We start from the raw sequence: 23,081 nt of genomic DNA on the forward strand, positions 1-23,081 counted from the left end.
GTGCCGTCTCTTCTTCGCACGAGCGCTCATCAGTTCAGCCTCAGCTCTCCGGCGGCACGCTGCTGGTCGGAGTGATGTTTGAGAATCACGCCGAGCGTCGACGCGATGACGGCGTCGTCGAGAGTGTCCAGCCCGAGGGCCAAGATGGTGCGCCCCCAGTCGATGGTCTCGGCCACCGAGGGAACCTTCTTGAGCTGCATGCTGCGCAGCACACCGATGATGCGCACCAGCTCCTCGGCGAGCGCGGCCGGCAGCTCCGGGACGCGCTTGAGCAGGATGCGGCGCTCCAGCTCGGTATCGGGAAAATCGATATGCAGGAACAGGCAGCGCCGTTTGAGTGCCTCGGAAAGCTCTCGGGTGGCATTGGAGGTCAGCAGAACAAAGGGCCGCCTACTGGCCTTGATGGTGCCCAGCTCGGGGACGGTGACGGCGAAGTCGCTGAGCACCTCCAGCAGCAGACCCTCGATCTCGATATCGGCCTTGTCGGTCTCATCGATGAGCAGAACCGTGGGGTCCTCGCGACGGATCGCTGTCAGCAGCGGCCGTGAGAGCAGGAACTCCTCGGCGAAGACGTCGGTCTTGGTCTCGTCCCAGTCGCCCGATCCTGCCTGGATGCGCAGGATCTGCTTGGCGTGGTTCCACTCATACAGCGCGCGCGCCTCGTCGACGCCCTCGTAGCACTGCAGGCGTACCAGCTCCGACCCGGTGGTTTGCGCCACCGCCCTGGCCAATTCGGTCTTGCCAACACCCGCGGGCCCCTCCACCAGCAGCGGCTTGCCCAGTCGGTCGGCCAGGAATACCGCCGTGGCCGTGGCGGTGTCGGCGAGGTACCCGGTCTCCGCCAGCCGGGCGATGACGTCGTCGATGCTCGTGAACAGCGGCGCGGTCTGGGTTCGGTCAGGCACAGTGCTCCAGGTGTTAGACGGGACGGATCTGACCGTCGCCGAGGACGATCCACTTCGTGGTGGTCAGTTCGGGCAGCCCCATGGGGCCACGGGCGTGCAGCTTTTGGGTGGAGATGCCGATCTCGGCACCGAACCCGAACTGCTCGCCATCGGTGAACGCGGTGGAGGCGTTGACCATCACCGCCGCGCTGTCGACGCGGTCGGTGAACTCCTGGGCCGCACCGAGATTCGCGGTGACGATGGCATCGGTGTGTCCACTGGAATGCCGCTCGATATGACGGATCGCGGCATCGAGATCGTCGACGACGGCGGCCGCGATATCCAGTGACAGATACTCGGTGTCGAAGTCCGCCTCGGTCAGCGGAACGACGCCCGGCACCGCGAGATCGCCATGCACGGTGACCCCGGCGGCTTGTAGCGCACCGATCAGCCGCGGCACCGCGGCCTCCGCGATCTCACGATCGATGAGGAGCGTCTCCGCCGCATTGCACACGCTGGGCCGACGGGTCTTCGAGTTCAACAGAATCCGCTCGGCCAGCTCAAGGTCGGCGTCGGCGTGCACATACACATGGCAATTGCCGACACCGGTTTCGATGGTAGGCACCTGCGCATCGCGGACCACGGCGTCGATGAGGCCGGCTCCGCCGCGCGGAATCACGACATCGACGAGGCCGCGAGCCTGGATGAGGTGGGTCACCGTCATCCGGTCCCGGCTGTCGAGCAGCTGCACGGCGTCGGCCGGCAACCCGCCGTCGACCAGCGATTCACGTAGCACCCGCACGAGTTCGGTGTTAGAGGTTGCGGCCGAGGAGCTACCGCGCAGCAGCACGGCGTTGCCCGATTTGAGAGTCAACCCGAATGCATCGACCGTGACGTTCGGTCGCCCCTCGTACACCATGCCGACCACACCGAGCGGCACCCGGATCTGACGCAGCCGCAGTCCGTTGGGCCGGGTGGAGCCGCGCAGCACCTCCCCAACGGGGTCCGGTAGACCCGCGACCTGGCGCAGTCCTTCGGCAATACCGGCGATCCGGCGCTCGTCCAGTGCGAGCCGATCGAGCATGGCCACGCCGATACCGGCGTCCTGAGCCCGCCGCACGTCATCGGCGTTGGCCGTGATGATCGAATCGGTGGCGGCCACAATCGCATCGGCCGCCGCTCGAAGCGCGGTGTTTTTCGTATCGGCGGTCAGCCGGGCCAGATCGCGAGCGGCGACCCGTGCCCGCCGGGCGGCATCATGAACGTCCGCGCGCAGATCCGCGGGCGCACCGGAGACCTCCGATGTGGGTGCGGCCAACTCGTTGGTTGAAACGCTCATCGTGTCAGGGTATCCGGGTGCCCGAAATGTAGCTGCGCCAGGACTAGCCTAGGCGGGTGACCGAGTTAGCCACAGTATGTGTTCTCGGCAGCGTCAACATGGATCTGACGTTGCGGGTAGAGGAGCTGCCCGCCCCAGGGGCGACGGTGCTGGCGACATCGGCCCGGCCCGCGCCCGGAGGCAAGGGCGCCAACCAGGCCGTCGCCGCGGCACGTGCCGGCGCCTCGGTACAGTTCATCGGAGCGGTGGGCTGCGACGGCGCCGCGCCAATGCTGCGATCTCATTTGGAGGACAACAACATTGGACTCGATGGACTCGTCGAGGTGGACGGGCCCAGCGGAATGGCCACCATCACCGTGGAGGACTCCGGCGAGAACTCCATTGTGGTGGCCCCCGGCGCCAACACTGCCTTCACCTTGGACGAGAAGGTGCATAAGGACATCATCTGCTCGCACGATGTGTTGCTGTGCCAGCTGGAGATCCCGGTTCCGATCGCGTTGACGGCGGCGCGGTGGGCCGCCGAGGCCGGAAAGCAATTCGTACTCAACGCTTCCCCTGTACCCGAGCGCTCACCCGACATGGCGGAGCTGGCCTTCCGCGCGAGCGTGGTCGTCGTCAACGAGACCGAGGCCAGATCCTGGCTGTACCCGTCACGGCACCTGGTGACCACACTGGGCGAGGAGGGATCGCGTTACCGCAGCCCACAAGGCGATATCACGGTTCCGTCGTATCCGGTGCGGCCGATCGACACCACCGGCGCCGGTGATGTGTTCGCCGGGGTACTGGCGGCGTGGTGGCCGCACGGAGCCGAGACGGCCCTGCGGCGGGCGAATGTGGCCGGAGCGCTCGCCACTCTGCGCACCGGCGCCGGGAACTGTGCTCCGTCGGCGGCCAGGATCGAGCTGTCGCTCAAGGGAGCGTAAATCAGCGAACCGTCAGGACCGGGTTGCAGTACCGCCAGGCGTCACGCTCGTAGGTCAGGTACCAGTCGGACGTGGTGGTCTTGGGTGAGTCGTTGCCCCACACCGACGACGTCGTCACCGTCGCCGTCGCGTTCTTGGCCTCGATGACATTGACCTTGTCGATATTGGTGACTGTCAGATGCGCGTTCTCGCGCACCACCTGTACCGACGCCTGACGGAAGGCCGCGGCGTCCTTGCGTTTGGCGGCGTCAAGCAGCTGATCAAGGGTTTCCTGAGCGAGCTTGGGAAACTTGGCGTACAGATCCTTGGGCTTGGTGAAGTCGTCCCAGGTCGGGATCCGCGACTCGTTATTCGCCATTTCGCGGTCGCGATACTTATCGCAGGTCAGGTCGCCGATCTTGTTGGTGTCGACATCGTTGTATGCCTTTTCCCAGGCCCGTACGTGTTCCGTCACCGCGTCGCGATTGGGCGCCGCACCCGCCGCGGGCGCCCCGAGGCCGGCCAGCGTGGCAACCGCTGCGATGACTACGAGTGTTTGCTTCACGGTTCCCTCCCCTGGCTGGCAGTACTCCATCACGTTATCGCCGCAGGACACCGGGTCCGTTACGTCCGGACTAGGACCCGCCGGTCGGCGGCGCACAGTCCAGCCACTTTCCGTCTTCCCTGACGTACTTGACGGTCTGCTTCTCCTGGGAGGGCGTCTTGTTTCCCGACGTGGTGGTGATCGTGATATCGGCGGTGGCCTGGTCGCCCTTGATTTCGATGTTCTGCACATCGGTCACCTTGACGGTGATGAGCGATTTCAGCAGATTGCGCATCGCCGTTTGGTAGGCCTGCTCATCCTGCGCGACAAGACTGTCGACCACGGCATTGATGACGTCTTGCGGCACCGTGGGGAACTTCTGCGCCAGCAATCCGCGCAGCGCATCGCCGGCGCCGGGCACGGTGGCGATCTCGGGCGGCGCGATTTCGCTCATCGGGGGGATGGGCGGTCCGCTCTGGGCGGTGGCTTCCCGGTACTTGGCGCACTTGGTCTCCGCGAGCTTCGCGAAGTCAAAGCTCGAGGTGTAGGTGTTCTGCTTCTCGATCAGGGCCTTGATCTGATTCTCGTCGCGCGTCGCGGCGACCGCTTCAGCGTTGGGCTGAGCATCCCCCGCCACAGTTTGCGTGCAACCCACCCCACCGAACAGCAGCGCCCCCAGTAGCACCGCCCCGGCCCATCTCCGGCAACCCATGACAACCCTCGCTCGTATCGACCACTCGTCTCCGAGCTAATTTCTATCAGTCCAGATCAGCTCGTGCACCCTGACTGAGCAAACCTACCAGCCAGCGCCGGCGGGGAGATCGCGCCGTGATCGCCGCGACCAGCGGCGAGATCCGTTAGCCCTCGGCGCCGGTCAGGGCGTCTAGCAGAGGCGCATCGTTACCGATCGCCGTCTCGGTTTGCGTGGCTTCGGGTGTGCAGTCCTTCCAGGCCCCGTCCTCGCGCACGAACTTCCTCGGCTCGTTGCCCCGTCCACCGGTGTTGCGGAACGCGATGGTCGCCTTGGCCGTCTCGCCGTTCACCGTCACCTTGGTGACTTTGAAGGTCAGGTGCGCGAAAGTCTCCACCCAGAACCGGTGCCACGCCGATGACAACGCCTGCTGGTCTTGGTTGTCCACCGCGATCACGAAATCCTCAACAGTGGCGTCTAAAGCCAGGGGAAACACCTCGTGCACCTTCGCGCGCAGCTTCTTCAGGTTCGCGCCTTCCAAACGGCCGACCTCAGGTGGGGAGAACGATTGTCCCCAATCCGATTCGATCGTGTCCCGAACATCGCCGCAGAAGAACGACGCGTACTGCACCGCGTCCACAGCCTGCAACGCCGCAAGCCGTCCCGCGGTGACATCCCGGATCTCTGCCTCATCCGCCGCGGTGGCGCTTGCGACAGCGCTCTGCGCAACAAGCCCGATAGCCACGAAAAATACTGCCAGCCAAGCGAAGACGTTCTTCGGCATGGTCATTCTCCTTCGATCCAGGTTTCCGTTATCCCGCTGCACGCACGTCGCCGATCTCACCGAGAAGCCCCTGGGGCGCTTCACCCTTCAGCGAGGGAACCGCGGCATCGGATTCGGCCGGGGGCGCCGTGCAGTCCTTCCAGTCACCGTTCTCGCGAAGGAACTGCCACTGGACGGTGCCCGACGCCTTGCCCAAGGTGGCCTGAACCGTCACATCAGCCTGATCGCCGGTGACCTGCACCTGGCGCACCCGATATGAGTAGTGGGAGAACTCTTCTCGCAGAATCCCAAGCCACGACCGATGATATGCATCCCGCTCGCCCGCGGTCGCGGCGTTGACGAAAGCCTGGATTGCGGCGTCCGACACCGTGGGGAAATTCTTGTGGAGCACCGCAGTCAGTCGCCGTGGATTGGCACCCTCAAGGTCCTCGAAGGGCGGCGGCGTGATGTTGCGCTGCACCCACGCCTCGTACCCATCGCGGTATTCCGCACAGAAGTTCTGCGCGTAGGCAGTGGGATCGAGCGCCCGCAATGCAGTCAACTCGGCGGAAACGACCTGCCGGATCTGGCTTTCGTCGGTCGATGTCGCTGCGGCGACGGCCGACGTTGTCACCGCCCCCAGCGCAAGCACCACCGCACTGACGAACCTGGTCAACCGACCTGCCATCGGTACCCCTCCGTGCCTGACCAGCGCAAAGCACGCTGCATCGAAATTGGGGAACCTCCCCCAAGCTGTGAACCAGCTGACAATTTCTATCAGGCGCCGTTGCGATGCGCCACTCTTTCGGGCAAGGCGCGAAGCGCTCAGGTGACGAGGTCGTCCGCGTGCACTGCCGGGCGCCGCAGATCCTCGGGTAGCTCACTGGTGGAATGACCCACCATGGTCGCCAATTCGGCGGCGTCGTAGGCCACCACACCGCGGCCGACCATGGTGCCATCGGTATCGCGAAGCTCGACGACATCGCCGCCGTGGAAGCGCCCGGACACCTCGGTAATGCCGGCGGGCAGCAGGGAACGGCGCGATGCCACCACCGCGCGCACGGCGCCGGCATCAAGGCTGAGGGAGCCGGTCGCCTCGGCCGCATAACGCACCCAGAACTTGCGGGCCGACATGCGTTGCGGTCGCGCGGCGAACACAGTTCCGCAGGATCCGTCCCCCAGGGCTGCCTCGGCCTCGGTCGCCGAGGCCAACAGCACCGGCACGCCGGCGTCCGCGGCCAGCAGAGCCGACGAGAGTTTCGAGGCCATTCCCCCGGTGCCACGGGCACCACCCGGCCCGGCGATCACACCGTCCAAATCCTCCGGTCCGCTTACTTCGGAAATGAAGCGCGCGTTTCCCTTTCGGGGATCAGAGTCGTACAGCCCGTCGATATCGGAGAGCAACACCAGCGCGTCTGCACCCACGAGATGAGCGACAAGCGCCGACAGGCGGTCGTTGTCTCCGAAGCGAATCTCGTTGGTGGCCACGGTGTCGTTCTCGTTCACGACGGCCACTGCGTGCAATGCCCGCAGCTTCTCGAGTGTGCGCTGGGCGTTGGTGTGGTGCACGCGCATGGAGATGTCGTGGGCGGTCAACAGCACCTGACCCACGGTGCGCCGATAGCGCGCGAAGGCCGCGCTCCAGGCACTGATGAGCGCAACCTGGCCCGCGCTGGCTGCGGCCTGCTTGGTCGCCAAATCCGCGGGACGCTTAGTCAATCCGAGCGGAACCATGCCCGCCGCGATCGCTCCCGAAGACACGATCACGACATCGGATCCGGCCTTCATCCGTCCCTCGATGGCCTCGACGAGGTACTCCATCCGGTCGGCACTGAATGTTCCGGTCGCATCCGTGAGGGCGGCGGTGCCGACCTTCACAACAACGGTGCGTGCGGCCTGAATTGCTTGGCGCGCGTGCACACCCGTGTTCACTCCGGTTCCACCTGCCCGCGGCGTACCCGTCGGGCCTGGCGACGTTCGGAGGCACCGACGCGATCGATCTTGTCGATACGTGAATCGGTGCCGCGCCCGCTCAGGGTCACATCGACACCCGCCGGGGTCTGCGGCTCCCAATCGAAGGTCATATTGCCGATGGTGACCGCGCAGCCGGGTTGTGCCCCCAACTTGAGCAGCTGATCTTCGACACCCAGGCGTGCCAGCCGGTCACCGAGATAGCCGACGGCCTCGTCGTTTTCGAAGTTGGTCTGACGGATCCAGCGTTCGGGGCGCACCCCGCGCACCACAAATCCGCCGGGGTTTTCGAGGTCGGGGATCACGGAGAAGCCGGTCTCGTCGACTGGGATAGGCCGAATCACCGCGCGGGTCTTCACCTGCGCGGGCTGTGCGGCGCGGGCCGCCTCAATCATCTCCCACAGCGCGAAGGTCAACGGCCGTAACCCATCTCGGGTCAGCGTGGACACCTTGAAGACCGGCCAGCCGCGCTGAGAGACCTCTTCGGTGACGAAGTCGGCAAGCTCGGCGGCCTCGGGCACGTCGACCTTATTGAGCACCACCGCGCGAGGCCGGTCGGCCAGATCACCCAACACAGAGTCAGCTTGCAACGTCGGTTGATACCGCGCCAACTCATTTTCCAGGGCGTCGATATCGGAAACCGGGTCGCGGCCGGGTTCCAGCGTGGCGCAGTCGACAACATGAACCAGTACCGCGCAGCGCTCGATATGCCGCAGGAATTCCAGACCCAAACCGCGCCCATCGGCCGCACCGGGTATCAGGCCGGGGACATCGGCCATCACAAAGGAGTGGTCACCGGTGGTCACCACGCCCAGGTTGGGCACCAATGTCGTGAACGGATAATCGGCGATCTTCGGCTTTGCGGCCGAAAGCACCGAGACCAGAGACGATTTACCCGCCGAGGGGAAGCCGACCAGCCCAACATCGGCGACGGTTTTCAGTTCGAGAGTGAGATCGGCTTCGGCGCCGGCCTCACCGAGCAAGGCAAATCCGGGGGCCTTACGAGCGCGGGATGCCAACGCGGCGTTGCCCAGTCCGCCACGGCCGCCGGCGGCCGCATCGAAACGCGTACCGGCGCCGACCAAGTCGGCAAGGATCCGGCCGTCGTTGTCGAGCACGACGGTGCCGTCGGGCACCCTGAGAATCAGGTCATCGCCATTGGCGCCGTTGCGGTGGCCACCCATGCCCTGGGTGCCGTTGGGCGCCTGCACATGGGGATGGAAGTGGAAGTCCAGCAGGGTATGTACCTGTGGGTCCACTTCCAGAATCACGCTGCCGCCGCGACCACCATTGCCGCCATCGGGCCCGCCCAGTGGTTTGAACTTCTCGCGATGCACCGAAGCGCAGCCATGACCGCCGATACCTGCCTTGGCATGGATGACAACACGGTCAACAAAACGAGGCATTAAGCCTCCTTCACACTGTTCTGTGTTCGGTCACACCGAACACAGAACACTTATTAAGCGTCGACCGGGAGAATGTTGACGACCCGGCGACCACGGCGAGCGCCGAACTCGACGGTGCCCGCGGAGGTCGCGAACAGGGTGTCGTCGCCGCCACGCCCGACGTTCACGCCGGGGTGGAAGTGGGTGCCGCGCTGACGGACCAGGATCTCGCCGGCCTTGACGAGCTGGCCACCGAACCGCTTGACGCCGAGCCGCTGCGCGTTGGAGTCACGACCGTTGCGCGAGCTAGACGCGCCCTTCTTGTGTGCCATGAGTCAAATCCTCTACTTGATCCCGGTGACCTTGAGCACGGTCAACGGCTGACGGTGACCCTGCCGCTTGTGGTAGCCGGTCTTGTTCTTGAACTTGTGGATGCGGATCTTCGGGCCCTTGGTGTGCTCGAGGATTTCCCCGGTCACTGCCACCTTGGCCAGCTTGTCCGCGTCAGTGGTGACGGTAGCGCCGTCCACGACCAGAGCGACGGGCAGCTGCACCGAGGAGCCGGGCTCCGATTCGATCTTCTCGACCTTCAACACGTCACCGACGGCAACCTTGTACTGCTTGCCACCGGTCTTGACGATTGCGTACGTCGCCATCGTTGCGCTACCTCTGCTCTGCTCTTCGGACGCGCGCAACCAGGTCGGCTGACGCATCTGGATCGTGGGTGGGCCCGCTCAGTTCTTCCACTGGGCCGCGTGTCGCAGGCCGGAAGCCTCGTGACAACTGCTCAAGGCTACGTGACCAGCGGGCTAAGGGTCAAACCGGCTCGCGGCCCGGCCCGATCACACTCACCCGCGACCGCTTGGCGATTTCCGTCAACGTTGCAACCGACAGCAGCTCAGCGGCCTAGTGCTCTACCGGAGGCCCCGCGGCACGCGCGGCTGACCGCCTCCGCCGGGGTCGTGTGGGCGCCTTGGCAGCTGGTTCAGGGTCGGTGTCGGGCACTGCGGGCTCATCCGGCTCTTCAGCGACGACCTCGGGCACCTTTTCGGCCTCGGTCTCCGGCGTGATGGCACTGTCGTCGACCGCGGGCCCGGATTCGGCTTCTGGTGTATCCGGAGTCTCCGCACGCTGGACGGCCTCGACAATTTCTTCGACCTCATCGGTCACGTCGCTGTCCAGCACGTCCTCGGCCGCGTCGCCGTCTTCTCCGTCTTCGTGGTGGTCATTTGCGGCCGCCATCGCCCTGAACATCGGGTGTTCACCCTGCGGGTGAGGTGGGGTGCGGGCGACGACCACTTCGGGCTCATCCGTCTTGCCCTTGCGGGAACGCTTGGTACGACGGCCGGTCTCGGCCTTCTTGGTTCCCCCGGCTGCCGCACTGCCGTTGTCGACGGGGTCGGCATGCAGCACGATTCCCCGGCCTGCACAATGGGCGCAGGTCGAGGAGAACGCCTCAATCAGGCCGGTACCGAGCTTCTTTCGGGTCAGCTGGATCAACCCCAGCGACGTCACCTCGGATACCTGGTGGCGGGTGCGATCACGTCCCAATGCCTCGGTGAGGCGCCGCAGCACCAGGTCCCGGTTGGACTCGAGCACCATGTCGATGAAGTCGATGACGATGATTCCGCCGACGTCGCGCAGACGCAACTGCCGGACGGTTTCTTCGGCGGCTTCCAGGTTGTTGCGGGTGACCGTCTCCTCCAGGTTGCCGCCGGCGCCGGTGAACTTTCCGGTGTTGACGTCGACAACCGTCATGGCCTCGGTGCGATCGATGACGAGAGTACCGCCGGAGGGCAGCCAGACCTTGCGGTCAAGAGCCTTGGCCAACTGCTCGTCGATGCGATGTACCGCGAAAACATCGGGACCGTCAGCGGGATCATAACGATTGATACGCGAAAGAAGGTCGGGAGCAACGCTTTTCACATAATCATCGATGGTGCCCCAGGCGACGTCGCCCTCGATGATGAGCTTGGAGAAGTCCTCGTTGAACAGGTCACGAACCACCTTGACCAGCACATCGGGCTCCTCGTAGAGCGCCATGGCGGCCCCGGATGCCTTCGAAGCGAGGTCGGTGGAACGCTGCTCGATGTCCTGCCACTGCTCCTGCAGCCGCTGCACGTCGGCTCGAATGTCCTCTTCTCGCACGCCTTCGGACGCGGTGCGAATGATGACACCGGCATCCGAGGGGACGATGTCCCGCAGAATCTCCTTGAGGCGCTGCCGCTCGGTATCGGGAAGCTTGCGGCTGATTCCTGTCGACGACGCACCCGGCACGTACACCAGATAGCGACCCGCCAACGAGATCTGGGTGGTCAGGCGGGCGCCCTTGTGCCCTACCGGGTCCTTGCTGACCTGGACCAGGACGTAATCGCCCGATTTGAGCGCCTGCTCGATCTTGCGGTTGGAGCCGCCGAGACCGGCGGCATCCCAGTTGACCTCACCGGCGTACAACACACCGTTACGACCACGGCCGATGTCGACGAAGGCAGCCTCCATCGAGGGCAGCACGTTCTGCACGACACCGAGGTAGATGTTGCCCACCAGCGACGCGGACGCAGCCGACGTCACGAAATGCTCAACGAGCACACCGTCCTCCAGGACGGCGATCTGCGTGTACCGGGCGCCCTCGTGCGGCGGCTCTGTACGGGTCTTGTCCCGGACCACCATCACCCGGTCAACGGCCTCACGCCGGGCCAAGAACTCCGCCTCGGTCAGGATCGGCGGGCGGCGCCGTCCGGCGTCGCGTCCGTCACGGCGGCGCTGACGCTTGGCCTCCAGGCGGGTAGATCCGGAAATGCCCTGAATCTCGTCCCCACGCTCGGCACGCTCGGCGCGTGGTTTGCGCTCGTGCACAACGGTGTTCGGCGGATCGTCCTCCGAGGCGCTATCGCCCTCGTCGCCGCTTCCGGCCTTGCGCCGACGCCGGCGGCGCCGACGGCGGCTGGCGCCCTCGGGCGTGTCGCCATCCTCGGTGTTCGAATCGTCACCCTCTGCAGCGGCGGAGTCACCATCGGCGTCGTCGGCAGCATCCTCGCCATCGGTGGCGTCGCCGCCCTCGGCATCGGACTCCTCTGCCCCATCGGCGCCTGCCTGCTCGCCGCGACCACGGCCGCGACCACGACGTCCCCGGCGCCTGCGACGCGCCGCGGGACGGTCACCGTCACCGTCGGCGTCTGAATCGTCTCCGTCATCGGAGTCCTCATCGGGGTCCTCAGCGCTGTCCGTCACGACAGGCGCGGGGCGTTGCTGCGGCTCGGGAGCCTGTGGCGCCACGAAGAGCGGGCCGTAGTCGAACGCGGTGGGCCCCGCGGTCGCCTGGCTCGGCACCGCGGCAGCCTCGATGACGGTCGGCTCCGCGACAAGGATCGGCCCGGTCGGCGGGGCGTCGGGGTCCTCGGCCGGATCCTCGGCGACTACCCTGGCGGGCTCCTCGGCGACTACCGGAGCCGCACCCGCAGTCGTTGCCGGGGCGGTGGGTTCCGCCTCGCCGGCCAGCACCTCGCGTACCTTCGCGGCATCCTGCTTGTCGACATTGGAGTGGGGACTGCGGGCGCGCCCATCCAGCTTGGACAGCGCGTCGAGTACGCGACGGGTCGAGGTCCCGAGGACACGCGCGAGGCTGTGCACCCTCAGCTTCTCGGGCAGTTCTCCCTGCTCAGCAGGAACTGGCGGGGGGGCCGGCGTTAGCGCGGCGCGGTCCCCCTCAGGAGTGCTGGTGTGTAGGTCTTCTGGTAGCTCATAGTCGGCCACTTATTCTCCTCAAGCCCCCGGGCGCGTCATTCAGACGCGGCCACGCGAGGGCTTTCTCTCTATGTACCCGGGCTATGTCCGGGTTTGTGGTGGTCTTGCTCCGAGCGATCCGTAGCTGCGATGCCGCAGTTCCGAACCCACCCAGTGCCTGGCTGGAATGATGGCTTGACGTGCTGCAATGGTAATCGCGCTCGCCGTGTCGTCATTCGGGTTTCCGACCGGCCCCGATTGGGGTCGAAGTGCCGTAGCCCACACTTAGTATCCCATACGAATCAGACGGCGGGCACCAAGCCATGCACCCGCGCGATCCGCAGGGCCACAAAACCACGCGAGTGTGCGATTTACGCCGAGATTTCGAGGGAAACCGACGCAACCGCACACTCGCGATGTCAGGTCAGGTGGATATCAGGTCAGGTGGATTAGGTCAGAGCGCCGGGAACCAGAGTGCAATCTCGCGCGCCGCCGACTCGGGCGAGTCGGATCCGTGCACCAGGTTCTCCTGGGTTTCCAGGGCAAAGTCGCCGCGGATGCTGCCGGTCGCGGCCTTCTCCACGGGATCGGTGCCGCCGGCGAGCTGGCGGAAGGCGGCGATGGCACGCGGTCCCTCCAACACGGCAGCCACCACAGGCCCCGAGGTGATGAATTCCAACAGAGAGCCGAAGAACGGCTTCTCCTTGTGCTCGGCATAGTGCGCACTTGCCAACGACTCGTCGACATTCTTGAGCTCAAGGGCAGCCAGCGTCAGGCCCTTGCGCTCAATTCGGTTCAGCACCTCACCGACAAGTCCCCGCCGCACACCATCGGGCTTGATCAAAACCAGCGTCCGCTCAGTCACGGGCGACAGCCTACTGGTCGGTAGTCCGCCCTCGCTGACCCGGCAGCTCGCCGCGGTCCTGACGGTCACGGACCTGGTTGCGCATGTACCAAATCAGCAACCAGACGCCCAGAAACAACAGCCCGACGAAGCCGATCGCGGCGTTCACGAAGAATCCCGCCACCAGGACCACCTGGAGAGCCAGGTTGGCCTGGAGAGCCCACGGCCGGCCCTGCATCCCGGAGAGCACGATCATCGCCACGGCGACCCCGATGAGATAGGTCAGCGACAACGGCGACAGCCCGCCGCCCACCATCTTCACCACCGGGATGGCCAGCAGCACCACGATCGTCTCCAGGATGAGCGTGCCCGCCATCACCCCGCGAAAACCCCGCCAGGGATCAACGGGCGCCGGTTGGGTCTCGTCCTCGGGACTGCTCACTGCGGGTCCTTTCCGAACAGTGTCCGCGCGGCACCCGCGGTGACAACTGATCCGGTGATCACGATGCCAGTACCCGAAAAGCCTTCCGCTCCCCCATCTTCGGCAGCCTCCTCCACCATTGCCGTGGCCGTTTCGATGGCGTCGAGCAGAGTGGGTGCCACGACGACCCGGTCTTCACCGAAGAGCTCGACGGCGATGCTCGCCAATGCGTCCGTCTCCAATGCGCGGGGCGAACCGTTATGCGTCACCACGATCTCGTCGAATGCCGGCTCGAGCGCGCCGAGAATTCCGGCGACGTCCTTGTCGGCCATCACGCTGATAACACCGACCAGACGCCGGAAGTCGAACTCCGATTGCAGGGTGTCCGCCAGTGCGGCCGCGCCATGGGGGTTGTGGGCGGCATCCAGAAAAACAGCGGGGGCACTGCGTACGCGCTCAAGTCGTCCGGGAACGATCACCGACGCGAATCCCGCTCGTACCGCATCGATATCGAGCTGACGTTCGGCACCAGCTCCGAAGAATGCCTCCACCGCAGCCAGCGCGACCGCCGCGTTATGTGCCTGATGTTCACCGTGCAGGGGCAGGAATATCTCCGAGTACACGCCACCCAGACCCTGCAGCTCGAGCACCTGGCCACCGACCGCTACCTGACGCGACAGCACCGAGAACTCCGAACCTTCCCGCGCCACGGCCGCATCCGCTTCCACAGTTTGGCGCAGCAGTACTTCCATTGTCTCCGGGGCCTGCTGGGCGATGACGGCGACCGTATCGGGGCCCGCCTCACCGGTCATCTCATCAAGCTTGTGCCGCTTGATGATTCCGGCCTTTTCGTTAGCGATGGATGCGAGGTCTGGACCCAGGAACTCAACATGGTCGATGCCGATCGGAGTGATGACGGCGACCGGGGCGTCGACGATGTTGGTAGCGTCCCAACGCCCGCCCAGCCCAACCTCCACTACGGCGATATCGACGGGTGCGTCCGCGAACGCCACGAAGGCCATGGCGACCAGCACCTCGAACTTGCTCATCGCGGGCCCGCCCTGCTCCTGCGACCGCTTGTCCACCAATTCCACGAACGGTTCGATCTCGGAGTAGATCTCCACGTACTTCGCCGGCGAGATCGGTTCACCGTCAACGGCAATACGCTCGATCGCCGACTGTAGATGCGGACTGGTAGTGCGTCCGGTGCGCCGGTGCAGTGCCGTCAGCAGCGCGTCGATCATCCGGGTCACCGAGGTCTTGCCGTTGGTGCCGGCGACATGGATGCACGGATAGGCACGCTGGGGCGAGCCCAGCAATTCCATCAGCGCGACGATGCGGTCGGTCGACGGTTCGATCTTCGTCTCGGGCCAACGCTGGTCGAGCAGATATTCGATCTGCAGCAAGGCCGCGATCTCATCGGGCGAGGGTTCCGGAACCAATGACTCGCTCACGCCAGCGCCGCCAAACGAGCAGTAATCCGCTCGACCTCCTCGGTGGCGACCTGCTGGCGGGTGCGAATCTTCTCGACCACAGCGTCAGGTGCCTTCGCCAAGAACGCATCGTTGCCCAGTTTGCTTGTGGTGCCGTCGAGTTCCTTGCGCGCGGCGGCAAGATCCTTCTCCAGCCGCCGACGCTCTGCCCCAAGGTCGACGGTGCCGGAGGTGTCGAGCTCGACGGTCACGGTGGCACCGGACAAGCGCACCTCCACCGAGGCCGTCGGGCTGAAACCGTCCTCGGCAGGGGTCAGCCAGGCCAGCGATGTCACCGCGGCCAGCTGTCCGTCCAGGCCTGCCTCCGAGACACCGGCCAGTCGTGCAGCGACCTTCTGCCGGTCACCCAGACCCTGATCGCTACGGAACCGCCTCACCTCGGTCACCAGCTTCTGCATATCGGCAATGCGTTGCACGGCAAGGCTATAGGGGCCTTCCGGCACAGCATTGGAGCCGGTCGGCCAGGCCGCGATCACCACCGATTCCTGACCGGTGACCGTCTTCCACAGCACCTCGGTGACGAATGGGATCACGGGATGCAACAGCCGCAGCAGGGTGTCCAGGACCGTCGCCAGCACAATGCGGGTGCCATCGGCGTGGTCGGCCATCTGAACCTTCGCCAATTCCAGGTACCAGTCACAGAACTCGTCCCACGCGAAGTGATACAGCGCCTCACAGGCGACACTGAATTCGTAACGATCCAGCGCCGCATCCACCTCGGCCCGCACCTGTTCGAGGCGGCCCAAGATCCACCGGTCGGCATCGGTGAGGTCACCGGCGGCGGGCAACTCGCCCAGTGCCGCACCGTTCATCAGGGCGAACCGCGTGGCGTTGAACAGCTTTGTGGTGAAGTTGCGCGAGGCGCGCGCGGCGTCCTCGCCAACAGACAGATCGCCGCCGGGGCTGGCGCCGCGAGCCAGGGTGAAGCGCAGTGCGTCGGCGCCGAAACCTTCCACCCAATCCAGCGGATCGATGCCGTTGCCCTTGGACTTGCTCATCTTCTGGCCGAATTGATCGCGGATGAGGCCGTGCAGGAAGACGTTCTCGAAGGGCACCTTGCCTTTCCCTGAGCCGCCGTCGAGCGCGGGATCGCCTGCCACGAAGGTGCCAAACATCATCATGCGCGCCACCCAGAAGAACAGGATGTCGTATCCGGTGACCAGAACGCTTGTGGGATAAAACTTCTCCAGTTCCGGGGTGGCATCGGGCCAACCCATCGTGGAGAACGGCCACAGCGCCGAGGAGAACCAGGTGTCGAGCACATCGGGGTCCTGCTCGTAACCCTCGGGGGCGGTCTCATCGGGCCCCAGGCACACGATCTCGCCGTTCGGACCGTGCCAGATGGGGATGCGGTGGCCCCACCAGAGCTGACGAGAGATGCACCAGTCGTGCATGTCGTCAACCCAGGCAAACCATCGCGGCTCCAGGCTGGCCGGGTGAATCACGGTGTCGCCGTTGCGCACCGCGTCGCCAGCGGCCTTGGCGAGCGGCTCGACCTTGACCCACCACTGCATCGAGAGCCGTGGCTCGATGGGCTCACCCGAGCGCTCGGAGTGTCCAACGCTGTGCAGGTAGGGGCGCTTCTCGGCGACAATGCGACCCTGCTCGGCCAGCGCCTCACGGACCTTCACCCGCGCCTCGAACCGGTCCATCCCGTCGAATTGCGTTCGGCTGTCCGCGATCCTGCCGTGGGTGTCCATGATGGTCGGCATCGGCAGGTTGTGCCGCAGCCCGATCTCGAAGTCATTCGGGTCATGGGCGGGAGTGACCTTGACGGCGCCGGTGCCGAATTCGGGGTCGACATGGGTGTCCGCGATAACCGGTATCGACCGGTCCTGGAACGGGTGCGCCAGCGTCTGACCGACTAGCGCGCTGTACCGCCTGTCGTCGGGATGCACCGCGATCGCGGTGTCACCCAACATCGTTTCCAGACGAGTGGTCGCGACCACCAGGTGTGGTTCGTTGTCGTCGAGGGAGCCGTAGCGGAAGGAGACCAGCTCCCCCTCTATCTCCTTGTGGTTGACCTCGATATCGGACAACGCCGTTTGCAGTTCTGGTGACCAGTTGACCAGCCGTTCGGCACGGTAGATAAGCCCCGCGTCAAACAGCTTCTTGAAAATGGTGCGCACGGCGCGGGACAGGCCCTCGTCCATGGTGAACCGGTCACGACTCCAGTCGACACCATCGCCGAGGCGGCGCATCTGCGCGCCGATGGTGCCACCGGACTGACGTTTCCAGTCCCACACCTTGTCGATGAACAGCTCGCGGCCGAAGTCCTCTTTGGTCTTGCCATCGACGGCAAGCTGCTTCTCCACCACGCTCTGGGTGGCGATACCGGCATGGTCCATACCCGGGAGCCACAGCACCTCATAGCCCTGCATGCGTTTGCGGCGGGTCAACGCGTCCATGAGGGTGTGGTCAAGCGCGTGGCCCATGTGCAGGCTGCCGGTGACGTTGGGGGGCGGCAGCACGATCGAATAGCCGGGCTTCTCGCTGGCAGGGTCGGCGGTGAAATATCCGGCATCGACCCAGCCCTGGTAGAGCTCCGCCTCTACCGCTCCCGGATCCCATGAGGTGGGCAGGGAGCTGGCGGCATTCGTATCAGAACTTTGGGTCACCCATCAGATTCTAGGGTTGCCGGTCCACGGCTTTTCACGCGCCGAGCGTGACGCCACCACACGAATCCGGCCCACATGCCGCACCGAGGTCACATCCACTCGGCACAACGTGCCCTACAGCGACGAAACCACCCGGCCCATGGAGGCCCACCGGGTGGTTTCGTCTTCTGCTGTGTGGCTACTTCTTACCGCCGAGCAGCCCGCCCAGAATGCTGCCGAGGGCGTCGCTCCCGCCCTTGCTGCCGAGCACGCTGCCCAGGATGCTGCCGAGCGGGTTGTTTCCGCCCGAGGCCGCCCCGCCGCCAACGGCGCTGCCCAGGATGTTTCCCAAAATGTCACCGATACCGCCACCGCTGGCCGCGGGCGCCTCTGCGGGCGCAGCCTGTGCACCACCCCCGGTGAGCTTCTTGGCGACGAAGGCCAGCACGATCGGAGCAAGGATCGGCAGCAGCTGCTTGATCAAGTCGCTGCTACCCGCGCCCGCCCCGGCCAGCTTCGCGGCGACATCGTCGGCGTTGTTGTCGCCGAACAGCGAAGCAACGACCGCATTGCCCGTGCTCTGATCGACATCCTCGACGTTGACTCCGCCATCGAGGAGGGTGCTCGGGGCACTGCTGACATTGGCCTGCAGATCAGCGGCCTTGTCCGGGTCATCGGCGTTGGCCTGAAATCCGCCCACCAGCAGCGGGACCACGGACTTGATCGCCTTGTCGGCGGTCTCGCTGTCGACCCCAAGCTTCGCTGCGATCTGGTCGGTGGGAATCTCGTTGAGCAGCTCGTCGAGTGTGGCCATGGGTCTCCTCCTAGATAACTGGGGTTTGGTAAACCTTAGCCAAGCAGATCAGCCCCGAGTGAACGAATGCCGAACATCACAACCTCAGACCCTTTACCCCTGTGAGGTCCACCCATAACGTCGAGCTATGAGCGGCTACATCGTCGTGGTTGGTGCCGGTATCGCCGGCCTTGCCACCGCAGTCGCGTTACAACGGTCCGGACGCGATGCCGTGGTTCTCGACGACCGGGACGGCGACTCCACCGGATATGCGATTACCTTGTGGCCCAATGCACTAGCGGCATGTGATGCCCTCGGCGTCGGTGACGATGTGCGTGACGTAAGTGCCCGTGTAGAGGCCGGTATGGTGCGCTGGCACGACGGTCGAGTGCTGCGAGAACCTCCCAACGGACAGCTCACCAAGGCGATGGGCGAACCCGTCGCGGTCACCGAACGCAATCAACTCCTGGCGATTCTGGCTGCCCGGCTCGCGCCGGGAACCGTGCGCTATGGCGCCCGAGTGAGCAACGTTCGAGATGGGCTGCACGGAACCTCTGTCGAGCTGGCCGATGGCCTCTCACTGACCGCCGCCGCGGTCGTCGGAGCCGACGGCATCGGATCGCTGACCGCCCAGTATCTCAACGGGCCACTGTCGTTCCGATACTCCGGATACACCGCGTGGCGCGGTATATCCGATATCGCACTTCCGGATGAGCTGGCCGGGATCACCATGGGGCCGGGCCTTGAATTCGGCCACCTGCCAATGTCCGGCGGCCGCACCTACTGGTTCGCCGGCGAGCGATCTCACGAAGCGCAACGCGCCTCTAACGGCGAGACCGACTACCTGGCAAGGACGTTCAGCAACTGGGCAGAACCCATACCGGACCTGTTGAGCCAGAGCGACGAGTCATCGGTGCTCCGCGGCGATATCTACGACCGCGGGCGTCTGCGCCGAGTCACTGGCGGACGTGTGGTGCTGGTGGGCGACGCCGCGCATCCGATGCGGCCACATCTGGGCCAGGGCGGATGCCAGTCGCTCGAGGATGCAGCCGTACTGGGCGCCGCAATATCCGAACGGTCGTCTCTGCCAAGCGCTTTCCGAGAGTACGCACGCCGGCGAAGGTCCCGTACCCGGGTGGTGGTGAATCGGAGTCGCCAGATCGGGCACGCGACCTTTGCACGGCCCGCGGCATTGGGCGGGCTGCTGGTGCGAGCTTCGGGACGGATACCGGCCTCCTTGTTCTGGCGGCAGCTCCAGGGCATTGCCGGATATGACGCGTGCGACATAGTGGTTCGCCCCTAGGATTTCCCTGTGTCTCATCCCGAGCTCGAGCCAGCGCCCAGCGCCAGTCTCAAGGACTTCTGTATCGACGCGCTACTACCGGTGCCCGTCGCCAAGTTCTGGGCCGCGGCCATCGGCGGCGAGATCGACATCGACGAGGCCGGTGAGGTGCTCATCCGGCGCGGCAAGGAAGTCGACATCTGGGTCAATCGCGTCCCGGAGGCCAAGTCCGTCAAGAACCGGGTGCATTTCGATGTCTACGCGCGTGCCACGGAGGACCTCGTCGCCCTGGGCGCGACGGTACTCACCGCCGAACCCGAATGGGTCGTGATGGCCGACGTCGAGGGCAACGAGTTTTGTGCCTTCCTCGATCCCCATCTCGAAAGTGACACGCCCGCACGCCTCTTCGCGGTGTGCACGGACAGCGACAAACCGGTCGAAATCGCCCAATGGTGGCATGGCCTCGTCGGCGGCACACTCACGCCCGGCTCCGACGGCACCCTTCGGTGGCTGCGCGGGGGCGCCGGATGGGGTGAGCTGATCTGGAAGTTCGTTCGGGTTGCGGACCAGCGCGTGGTGAAGAACCGCTGGCACTGGGATGTGCATGCCGATGCCGCCGAATTGGTGCACGACGGCGCCCGAGCAGTCCGCGGCCCCGATACCGATATCCGCTGGACCGTGCTGACCGACCCGGATGGAAACGACTTCTGCGCGTTCGGTTAGGCCGCTGGGCCCGCCTTCGGTTGGACGCGCTTCGCGGGAGTCGCCAGGGCCGCCGCGATGGCGGTCGTCAGTGGAACCGAAAGCACCAGCGCGATACCGCCCACCGCGGATCGAGCGATCTCGATTGCCACACCTTCGCTGGTCAGCACGTCGCCCAGGGAACGGTTGGCAACGCTGAACAACAGCATGAGCGGCAGCGAGTTCCCCGCGTACGCCAGCACGAGTGTGTACACCGTGCTGGCGATGTGATCGCGCCCCACCCGCATGGCGCCCAGGAACACGTCCTTACGCGTGGAGCCGTCGCCCAGCTCTGACAGTTCGAACACCGTTGAAGCTTGGGTGACGGTCACATCGTTGAGAACACCGAGCGATCCGATGATGAACCCGGCCAGCAGCAGACCGGATATCGACACTCCCCCCATGTACGCGGCGACTTCATTGTTCTGCTCGTCGGACAGGCCGGTCAGGTGCGTCACTTCGATGACGGCCCAGGACAGCCCGGCCGCGAAAAGCATCGCCGTGAGCGTGCCCAGCAGCGCCGCGCTGGTGCGCATGCTGACGCCATGGGCGAGGTAGATGACCACGAACAGGATCGTCGCCGACGCGACCAGTGCCAGCGGTAACGCGGGACCGCCGTCGCGCAGCGCCGGAAGCAGGAAGACGGCCAGCACCAGGAAGGCCACCAGAATGCCTACGAGTGCCCGCAATCCACGCCAGCGTGCCACCAGGCAGATCACGATCGCGAACGCCGCGGCGACGGCGATCAGTGGCCAGGTGCGTTCGTAGTCGTAAAAACTGTAGGTGGTGGCGCCCTGCGCGTCGACCTGTCTGGTGATCCGGATGCGTTCTCCGGCAGCGAGAGTCGGTTGCCCGCCGCCGGAGGTGAACTCCAGCTGAGTCCTGGCACCCGAGTTCGGGCCGGAGGTGATTGCGATGAGGTCAAGCGCACAAGCAGATTCGGGCGTCTGCCCCGCTGCGGGATCAGCGGTGAGCACCTGCCCGGTGGACGGGCTGCCGCATTCGCCGAGACGCGTCGACAGCACCGTGCCCGACTCCGTGGTCACCGCGCCACCGTGGGCGTTTTGATACGGCAGCGGAATGTCCACGGTGCGGTGCTCGGGCCACAACGTCACCAGCCCGATAAGGACCGCGACCCCCATCGCGGCGAGTAGACCCACCACGATCCGGGCAGCGTTGGATCCAAGAGGTGCCGGACCCGTCGGCATCGCGTGGGAATGACTATGAGAATGCGACACGCCTGTCAGGGTAGAGGTGGTAACGCGTCCAGATCCGCCTGTGTGTTCACGTTCACGACCCATTTCGGGTCGGATATCGAAATTCGTTGCGCACCAACACGCGCAACGAGCGCACTGAGTCGCCGTTCCCCCGCGGAGGTCAACTCATCAATGGTGTCGCATAGGCCTACGTCATAGATGGCGGCCAGGTAGTGATCCCGGCCGCCGGCGGCGGCCAGGACGATGCGACCGCTGCCGGTCGCGAGCTCCTCGATGAGCGCCGCACAGACCAGGGGCATGTCGACAGCGCAGACGAAGACTCTGCCCGCGCCGATTTCCGCGGCGGCCCGCAGACCCTGCCCCAGCGCCATCAGCGGGCCCTGGCGAGGCTCGCGGTCATCGATGATGACCGCCGTCAGATCAGCGATGTCCTGATCGGGCGCGCGCACCACGACCACCGGCGCACAGCGTGAACTCACTATCCGCACGATGCGTTGTGCCATCGTCTGACCACCCCAGCAGATGGATGCTTTATCGCGCCCCATGCGGCGCGACGCCCCACCGGTGAGCACCACCGCAGCGAGTTGGTTCATGAAAGAAAGGTACGCACAGATACCAAACAAGCCACCAAGGGGAACGTCATCGCCCCTGGTGGCTTGTTCGAGGTGGAACTGTGGTTCGTGGTCTAGCCGCGCCGTCCGCAGACGGGCCATGCGCCGATGCCCTGACGGGAGAGCACATTCTCGGCAATCCGGATCTGCTCCTCACGCGAGGCGAGGTGCGGGGAGCCGGAGCCGCCGTTGGCGCGCCAGGTGCCCATGTTGAACTGCAGACCGCCGTAGTAGCCGTTTCCGGTGTTGATTCCCCAGTTGCCACCGGACTCGCACTTGGCGATGGCATCCCAGTTGACCGGATCCGCACTCGCTGTTCCAGCCAGCGCCATCGGAGCCGCGACAAGCGCAGGGGCCATGGCCCATAGGACGGCGCGGGTGGTGAGCGTTTTGCGGATGTAATTCATGTGGTTCCTCTCGCCGGGCGCGCACCGAACACCACCCGCTTGCGGATACCGCAGCGGGTTCAGGCACACCTCCAGGCGAGGTGGACTTCTTCGTCGGATCGCGCCGTCTCGGTCGGGCGCGACAAGGGAGGCGGCTGCTGCCTCACCGGCTCGTAGTGGCCGGCGACCAGACCGCCTCACGGCTTCCTGGCCCCATTTGCACACAGGGTTCACGCTTCGGAGTTTTGCTCCGCTTTGTTGACGTGTCGGACCGTACGGAACCATTCAGCGAAAGTCATCTCGCGACACGCACATCCCAAACCAATAACGAAACAATTACGGAGCCAATCTTCAGCGACTAACCCCAGGTCGCTTAGGAAATTCTCAGGTTCTCTTATGGTGGACTCTACCTGCGAAAAGTGAGTCAGATCACGCCGAGTTTGTGAGCCCCGCCACGATTACGGCGAATCACTCAAGCAACATTAGGAACTTTA

General features: G+C 65.2%; 21 protein-coding genes and 1 pseudogene. 3 read left to right on the forward strand and 19 right to left on the reverse strand.

The annotated features are described in order from the left end of the window. Positions 1-29 precede the first annotated feature (29 nt). Together AC5Y5C_RS23495 and AC5Y5C_RS23500 are read right to left on the reverse strand one after the other, a co-directional pair. Entirely contained in the window at positions 30-905 is an 876-nt protein-coding gene (locus tag AC5Y5C_RS23495) for an AAA family ATPase (RefSeq protein ID WP_499976948.1), read from the reverse strand. Between the two features lie 13 nt (positions 906-918). Continuing rightward, positions 919-2,223: a glutamate-5-semialdehyde dehydrogenase gene (locus tag AC5Y5C_RS23500; RefSeq protein ID WP_499976950.1), complete on the reverse strand. Its 1,305-nt coding sequence runs from the start codon at positions 2,221-2,223 to the stop codon at positions 919-921. A gap of 56 nt (positions 2,224-2,279) precedes the next feature. On the opposite strand from AC5Y5C_RS23500, the gene AC5Y5C_RS23505 reads away from it, so the two are divergent. Next, entirely contained in the window at positions 2,280-3,146 is an 867-nt protein-coding gene (locus AC5Y5C_RS23505; RefSeq protein WP_499976952.1) for a ribokinase, read from the forward strand. 1 nt (position 3,147) lies between these two features. Here the strand turns inward: AC5Y5C_RS23505 and AC5Y5C_RS23510 are convergent, their stop codons facing one another. The 14 genes from AC5Y5C_RS23510 to AC5Y5C_RS23575 form a co-directional block, all read right to left on the reverse strand. Continuing rightward, on the reverse strand, positions 3,148-3,690 hold the full coding sequence (locus tag AC5Y5C_RS23510; protein WP_499976954.1) for a hypothetical protein: 543 nt from the start codon (positions 3,688-3,690) through the stop codon (positions 3,148-3,150). Positions 3,691-3,760: 70 nt separating this feature from the next. Continuing rightward, entirely contained in the window at positions 3,761-4,354 is a 594-nt protein-coding gene (locus tag AC5Y5C_RS23515) for a hypothetical protein (RefSeq protein ID WP_499977041.1), read from the reverse strand. Positions 4,355-4,526: 172 nt separating this feature from the next. Continuing rightward, entirely contained in the window at positions 4,527-5,144 is a 618-nt protein-coding gene (locus AC5Y5C_RS23520; RefSeq protein WP_499976956.1) for a hypothetical protein, read from the reverse strand. 28 nt (positions 5,145-5,172) lie between these two features. Beyond that, positions 5,173-5,811 (reverse strand): hypothetical protein, encoded by a 639-nt coding sequence (locus AC5Y5C_RS23525; protein ID WP_499976957.1) that lies wholly within the window; start codon positions 5,809-5,811, stop codon positions 5,173-5,175. Between the two features lie 137 nt (positions 5,812-5,948). Next, positions 5,949-7,055 (reverse strand): glutamate 5-kinase, encoded by a 1,107-nt coding sequence (gene proB / locus AC5Y5C_RS23530; protein ID WP_499976959.1) that lies wholly within the window; start codon positions 7,053-7,055, stop codon positions 5,949-5,951. Beyond that, complete coding sequence (gene obgE / locus AC5Y5C_RS23535; protein WP_499976961.1) at positions 7,052-8,500, reverse strand: GTPase ObgE; 1,449 nt, start codon at positions 8,498-8,500, stop codon at positions 7,052-7,054. The genes proB and obgE overlap by 4 nt, the downstream gene beginning before the upstream one ends. A 53-nt stretch (positions 8,501-8,553) precedes the next feature. After that, entirely contained in the window at positions 8,554-8,811 is a 258-nt protein-coding gene (gene rpmA, locus AC5Y5C_RS23540) for a 50S ribosomal protein L27 (RefSeq protein WP_078298462.1), read from the reverse strand. Between the two features lie 12 nt (positions 8,812-8,823). Continuing rightward, positions 8,824-9,135: a 50S ribosomal protein L21 gene (rplU, locus tag AC5Y5C_RS23545; RefSeq protein WP_078291167.1), complete on the reverse strand. Its 312-nt coding sequence runs from the start codon at positions 9,133-9,135 to the stop codon at positions 8,824-8,826. Positions 9,136-9,385: 250 nt separating this feature from the next. Continuing rightward, positions 9,386-12,232 (reverse strand): Rne/Rng family ribonuclease, encoded by a 2,847-nt coding sequence (locus AC5Y5C_RS23550; protein WP_499976963.1) that lies wholly within the window; start codon positions 12,230-12,232, stop codon positions 9,386-9,388. A gap of 424 nt (positions 12,233-12,656) precedes the next feature. Continuing rightward, complete coding sequence (ndk, locus tag AC5Y5C_RS23555; protein ID WP_078298456.1) at positions 12,657-13,067, reverse strand: nucleoside-diphosphate kinase; 411 nt, start codon at positions 13,065-13,067, stop codon at positions 12,657-12,659. A 10-nt stretch (positions 13,068-13,077) separates the two neighbouring features. After that, positions 13,078-13,422, reverse strand: coding sequence for a DUF4233 domain-containing protein (locus AC5Y5C_RS23560; protein WP_499977043.1), 345 nt, complete (start codon positions 13,420-13,422; stop codon positions 13,078-13,080). A 62-nt stretch (positions 13,423-13,484) separates the two neighbouring features. Further along, the gene (gene folC, locus AC5Y5C_RS23565) at positions 13,485-14,921 is read right to left on the reverse strand and encodes a bifunctional tetrahydrofolate synthase/dihydrofolate synthase (protein WP_499976964.1); all 1,437 of its coding nucleotides are present in this window, start codon (positions 14,919-14,921) and stop codon (positions 13,485-13,487) included. Continuing rightward, a complete protein-coding gene (locus tag AC5Y5C_RS23570; RefSeq protein ID WP_499976966.1) occupies positions 14,918-17,578 on the reverse strand; it encodes a valine--tRNA ligase in 2,661 nt (886 codons plus the stop codon). The genes folC and AC5Y5C_RS23570 overlap by 4 nt, the downstream gene beginning before the upstream one ends. Positions 17,579-17,756: 178 nt before the next feature. Beyond that, positions 17,757-18,371: a DUF937 domain-containing protein gene (locus AC5Y5C_RS23575; RefSeq protein WP_499976967.1), complete on the reverse strand. Its 615-nt coding sequence runs from the start codon at positions 18,369-18,371 to the stop codon at positions 17,757-17,759. A 127-nt stretch (positions 18,372-18,498) separates the two neighbouring features. Between AC5Y5C_RS23575 and AC5Y5C_RS23580 the strand changes: the two genes are divergently transcribed. Together AC5Y5C_RS23580 and AC5Y5C_RS23585 are read left to right on the forward strand one after the other, a co-directional pair. Further along, positions 18,499-19,653, forward strand: coding sequence for an FAD-dependent monooxygenase (locus AC5Y5C_RS23580; RefSeq protein ID WP_499976969.1), 1,155 nt, complete (start codon positions 18,499-18,501; stop codon positions 19,651-19,653). A 9-nt stretch (positions 19,654-19,662) separates the two neighbouring features. Next, positions 19,663-20,355 carry a VOC family protein gene (locus tag AC5Y5C_RS23585; protein ID WP_499976970.1) on the forward strand — a complete coding sequence of 231 codons (693 nt, stop codon included), beginning with the start codon at positions 19,663-19,665 and terminating at the stop codon, positions 20,353-20,355. Here AC5Y5C_RS23585 and AC5Y5C_RS23590 read toward each other — a convergent pair. From AC5Y5C_RS23590 to AC5Y5C_RS23600, 3 genes and pseudogenes are all read right to left on the reverse strand, one after another. After that, positions 20,352-21,611 (reverse strand): YibE/F family protein, encoded by a 1,260-nt coding sequence (locus AC5Y5C_RS23590; protein ID WP_499976971.1) that lies wholly within the window; start codon positions 21,609-21,611, stop codon positions 20,352-20,354. The two genes, AC5Y5C_RS23585 and AC5Y5C_RS23590, sit on opposite strands and share 4 nt — an antisense overlap. Positions 21,612-21,616: 5 nt before the next feature. Continuing rightward, positions 21,617-22,183, reverse strand: a complete 567-nt coding sequence (mobA, locus tag AC5Y5C_RS23595; protein ID WP_499976973.1) for a molybdenum cofactor guanylyltransferase — start codon at positions 22,181-22,183, stop codon at positions 21,617-21,619. A 92-nt stretch (positions 22,184-22,275) separates the two neighbouring features. After that, a pseudogene (locus tag AC5Y5C_RS23600) lies at positions 22,276-22,500 on the reverse strand (transglycosylase family protein); the annotation flags it as partial. Between the last annotated feature and the right edge of the window lie 581 nt (positions 22,501-23,081).

Source organism: Mycobacterium sp. NGS15 (assembly GCF_059813245.1).

Bases quoted from the DNA above. Each gene is read 5' to 3' on its own strand.
- AC5Y5C_RS23575 (WP_499976967.1), bottom strand. From the start codon at position 18,371: ATGGCCACACTCGACGAGCTGCTCAACGAGATTCCCACCGACCAGATC.
- mobA (WP_499976973.1), bottom strand. From the start codon at position 22,183: ATGAACCAACTCGCTGCGGTGGTGCTCACCGGTGGGGCGTCGCGCCGC.
- AC5Y5C_RS23520 (WP_499976956.1), bottom strand. From the start codon at position 5,144: ATGCCGAAGAACGTCTTCGCTTGGCTGGCAGTATTTTTCGTGGCTATC.
- AC5Y5C_RS23580 (WP_499976969.1), top strand. From the start codon at position 18,499: ATGAGCGGCTACATCGTCGTGGTTGGTGCCGGTATCGCCGGCCTTGCC.
- AC5Y5C_RS23525 (WP_499976957.1), bottom strand. From the start codon at position 5,811: ATGGCAGGTCGGTTGACCAGGTTCGTCAGTGCGGTGGTGCTTGCGCTG.
- rpmA (WP_078298462.1), bottom strand. From the start codon at position 8,811: ATGGCACACAAGAAGGGCGCGTCTAGCTCGCGCAACGGTCGTGACTCC.
- AC5Y5C_RS23500 (WP_499976950.1), bottom strand. From the start codon at position 2,223: ATGAGCGTTTCAACCAACGAGTTGGCCGCACCCACATCGGAGGTCTCC.
- AC5Y5C_RS23560 (WP_499977043.1), bottom strand. From the start codon at position 13,422: ATGGCGGGCACGCTCATCCTGGAGACGATCGTGGTGCTGCTGGCCATC.
- rplU (WP_078291167.1), bottom strand. From the start codon at position 9,135: ATGGCGACGTACGCAATCGTCAAGACCGGTGGCAAGCAGTACAAGGTT.
- obgE (WP_499976961.1), bottom strand. From the start codon at position 8,500: ATGCCTCGTTTTGTTGACCGTGTTGTCATCCATGCCAAGGCAGGTATC.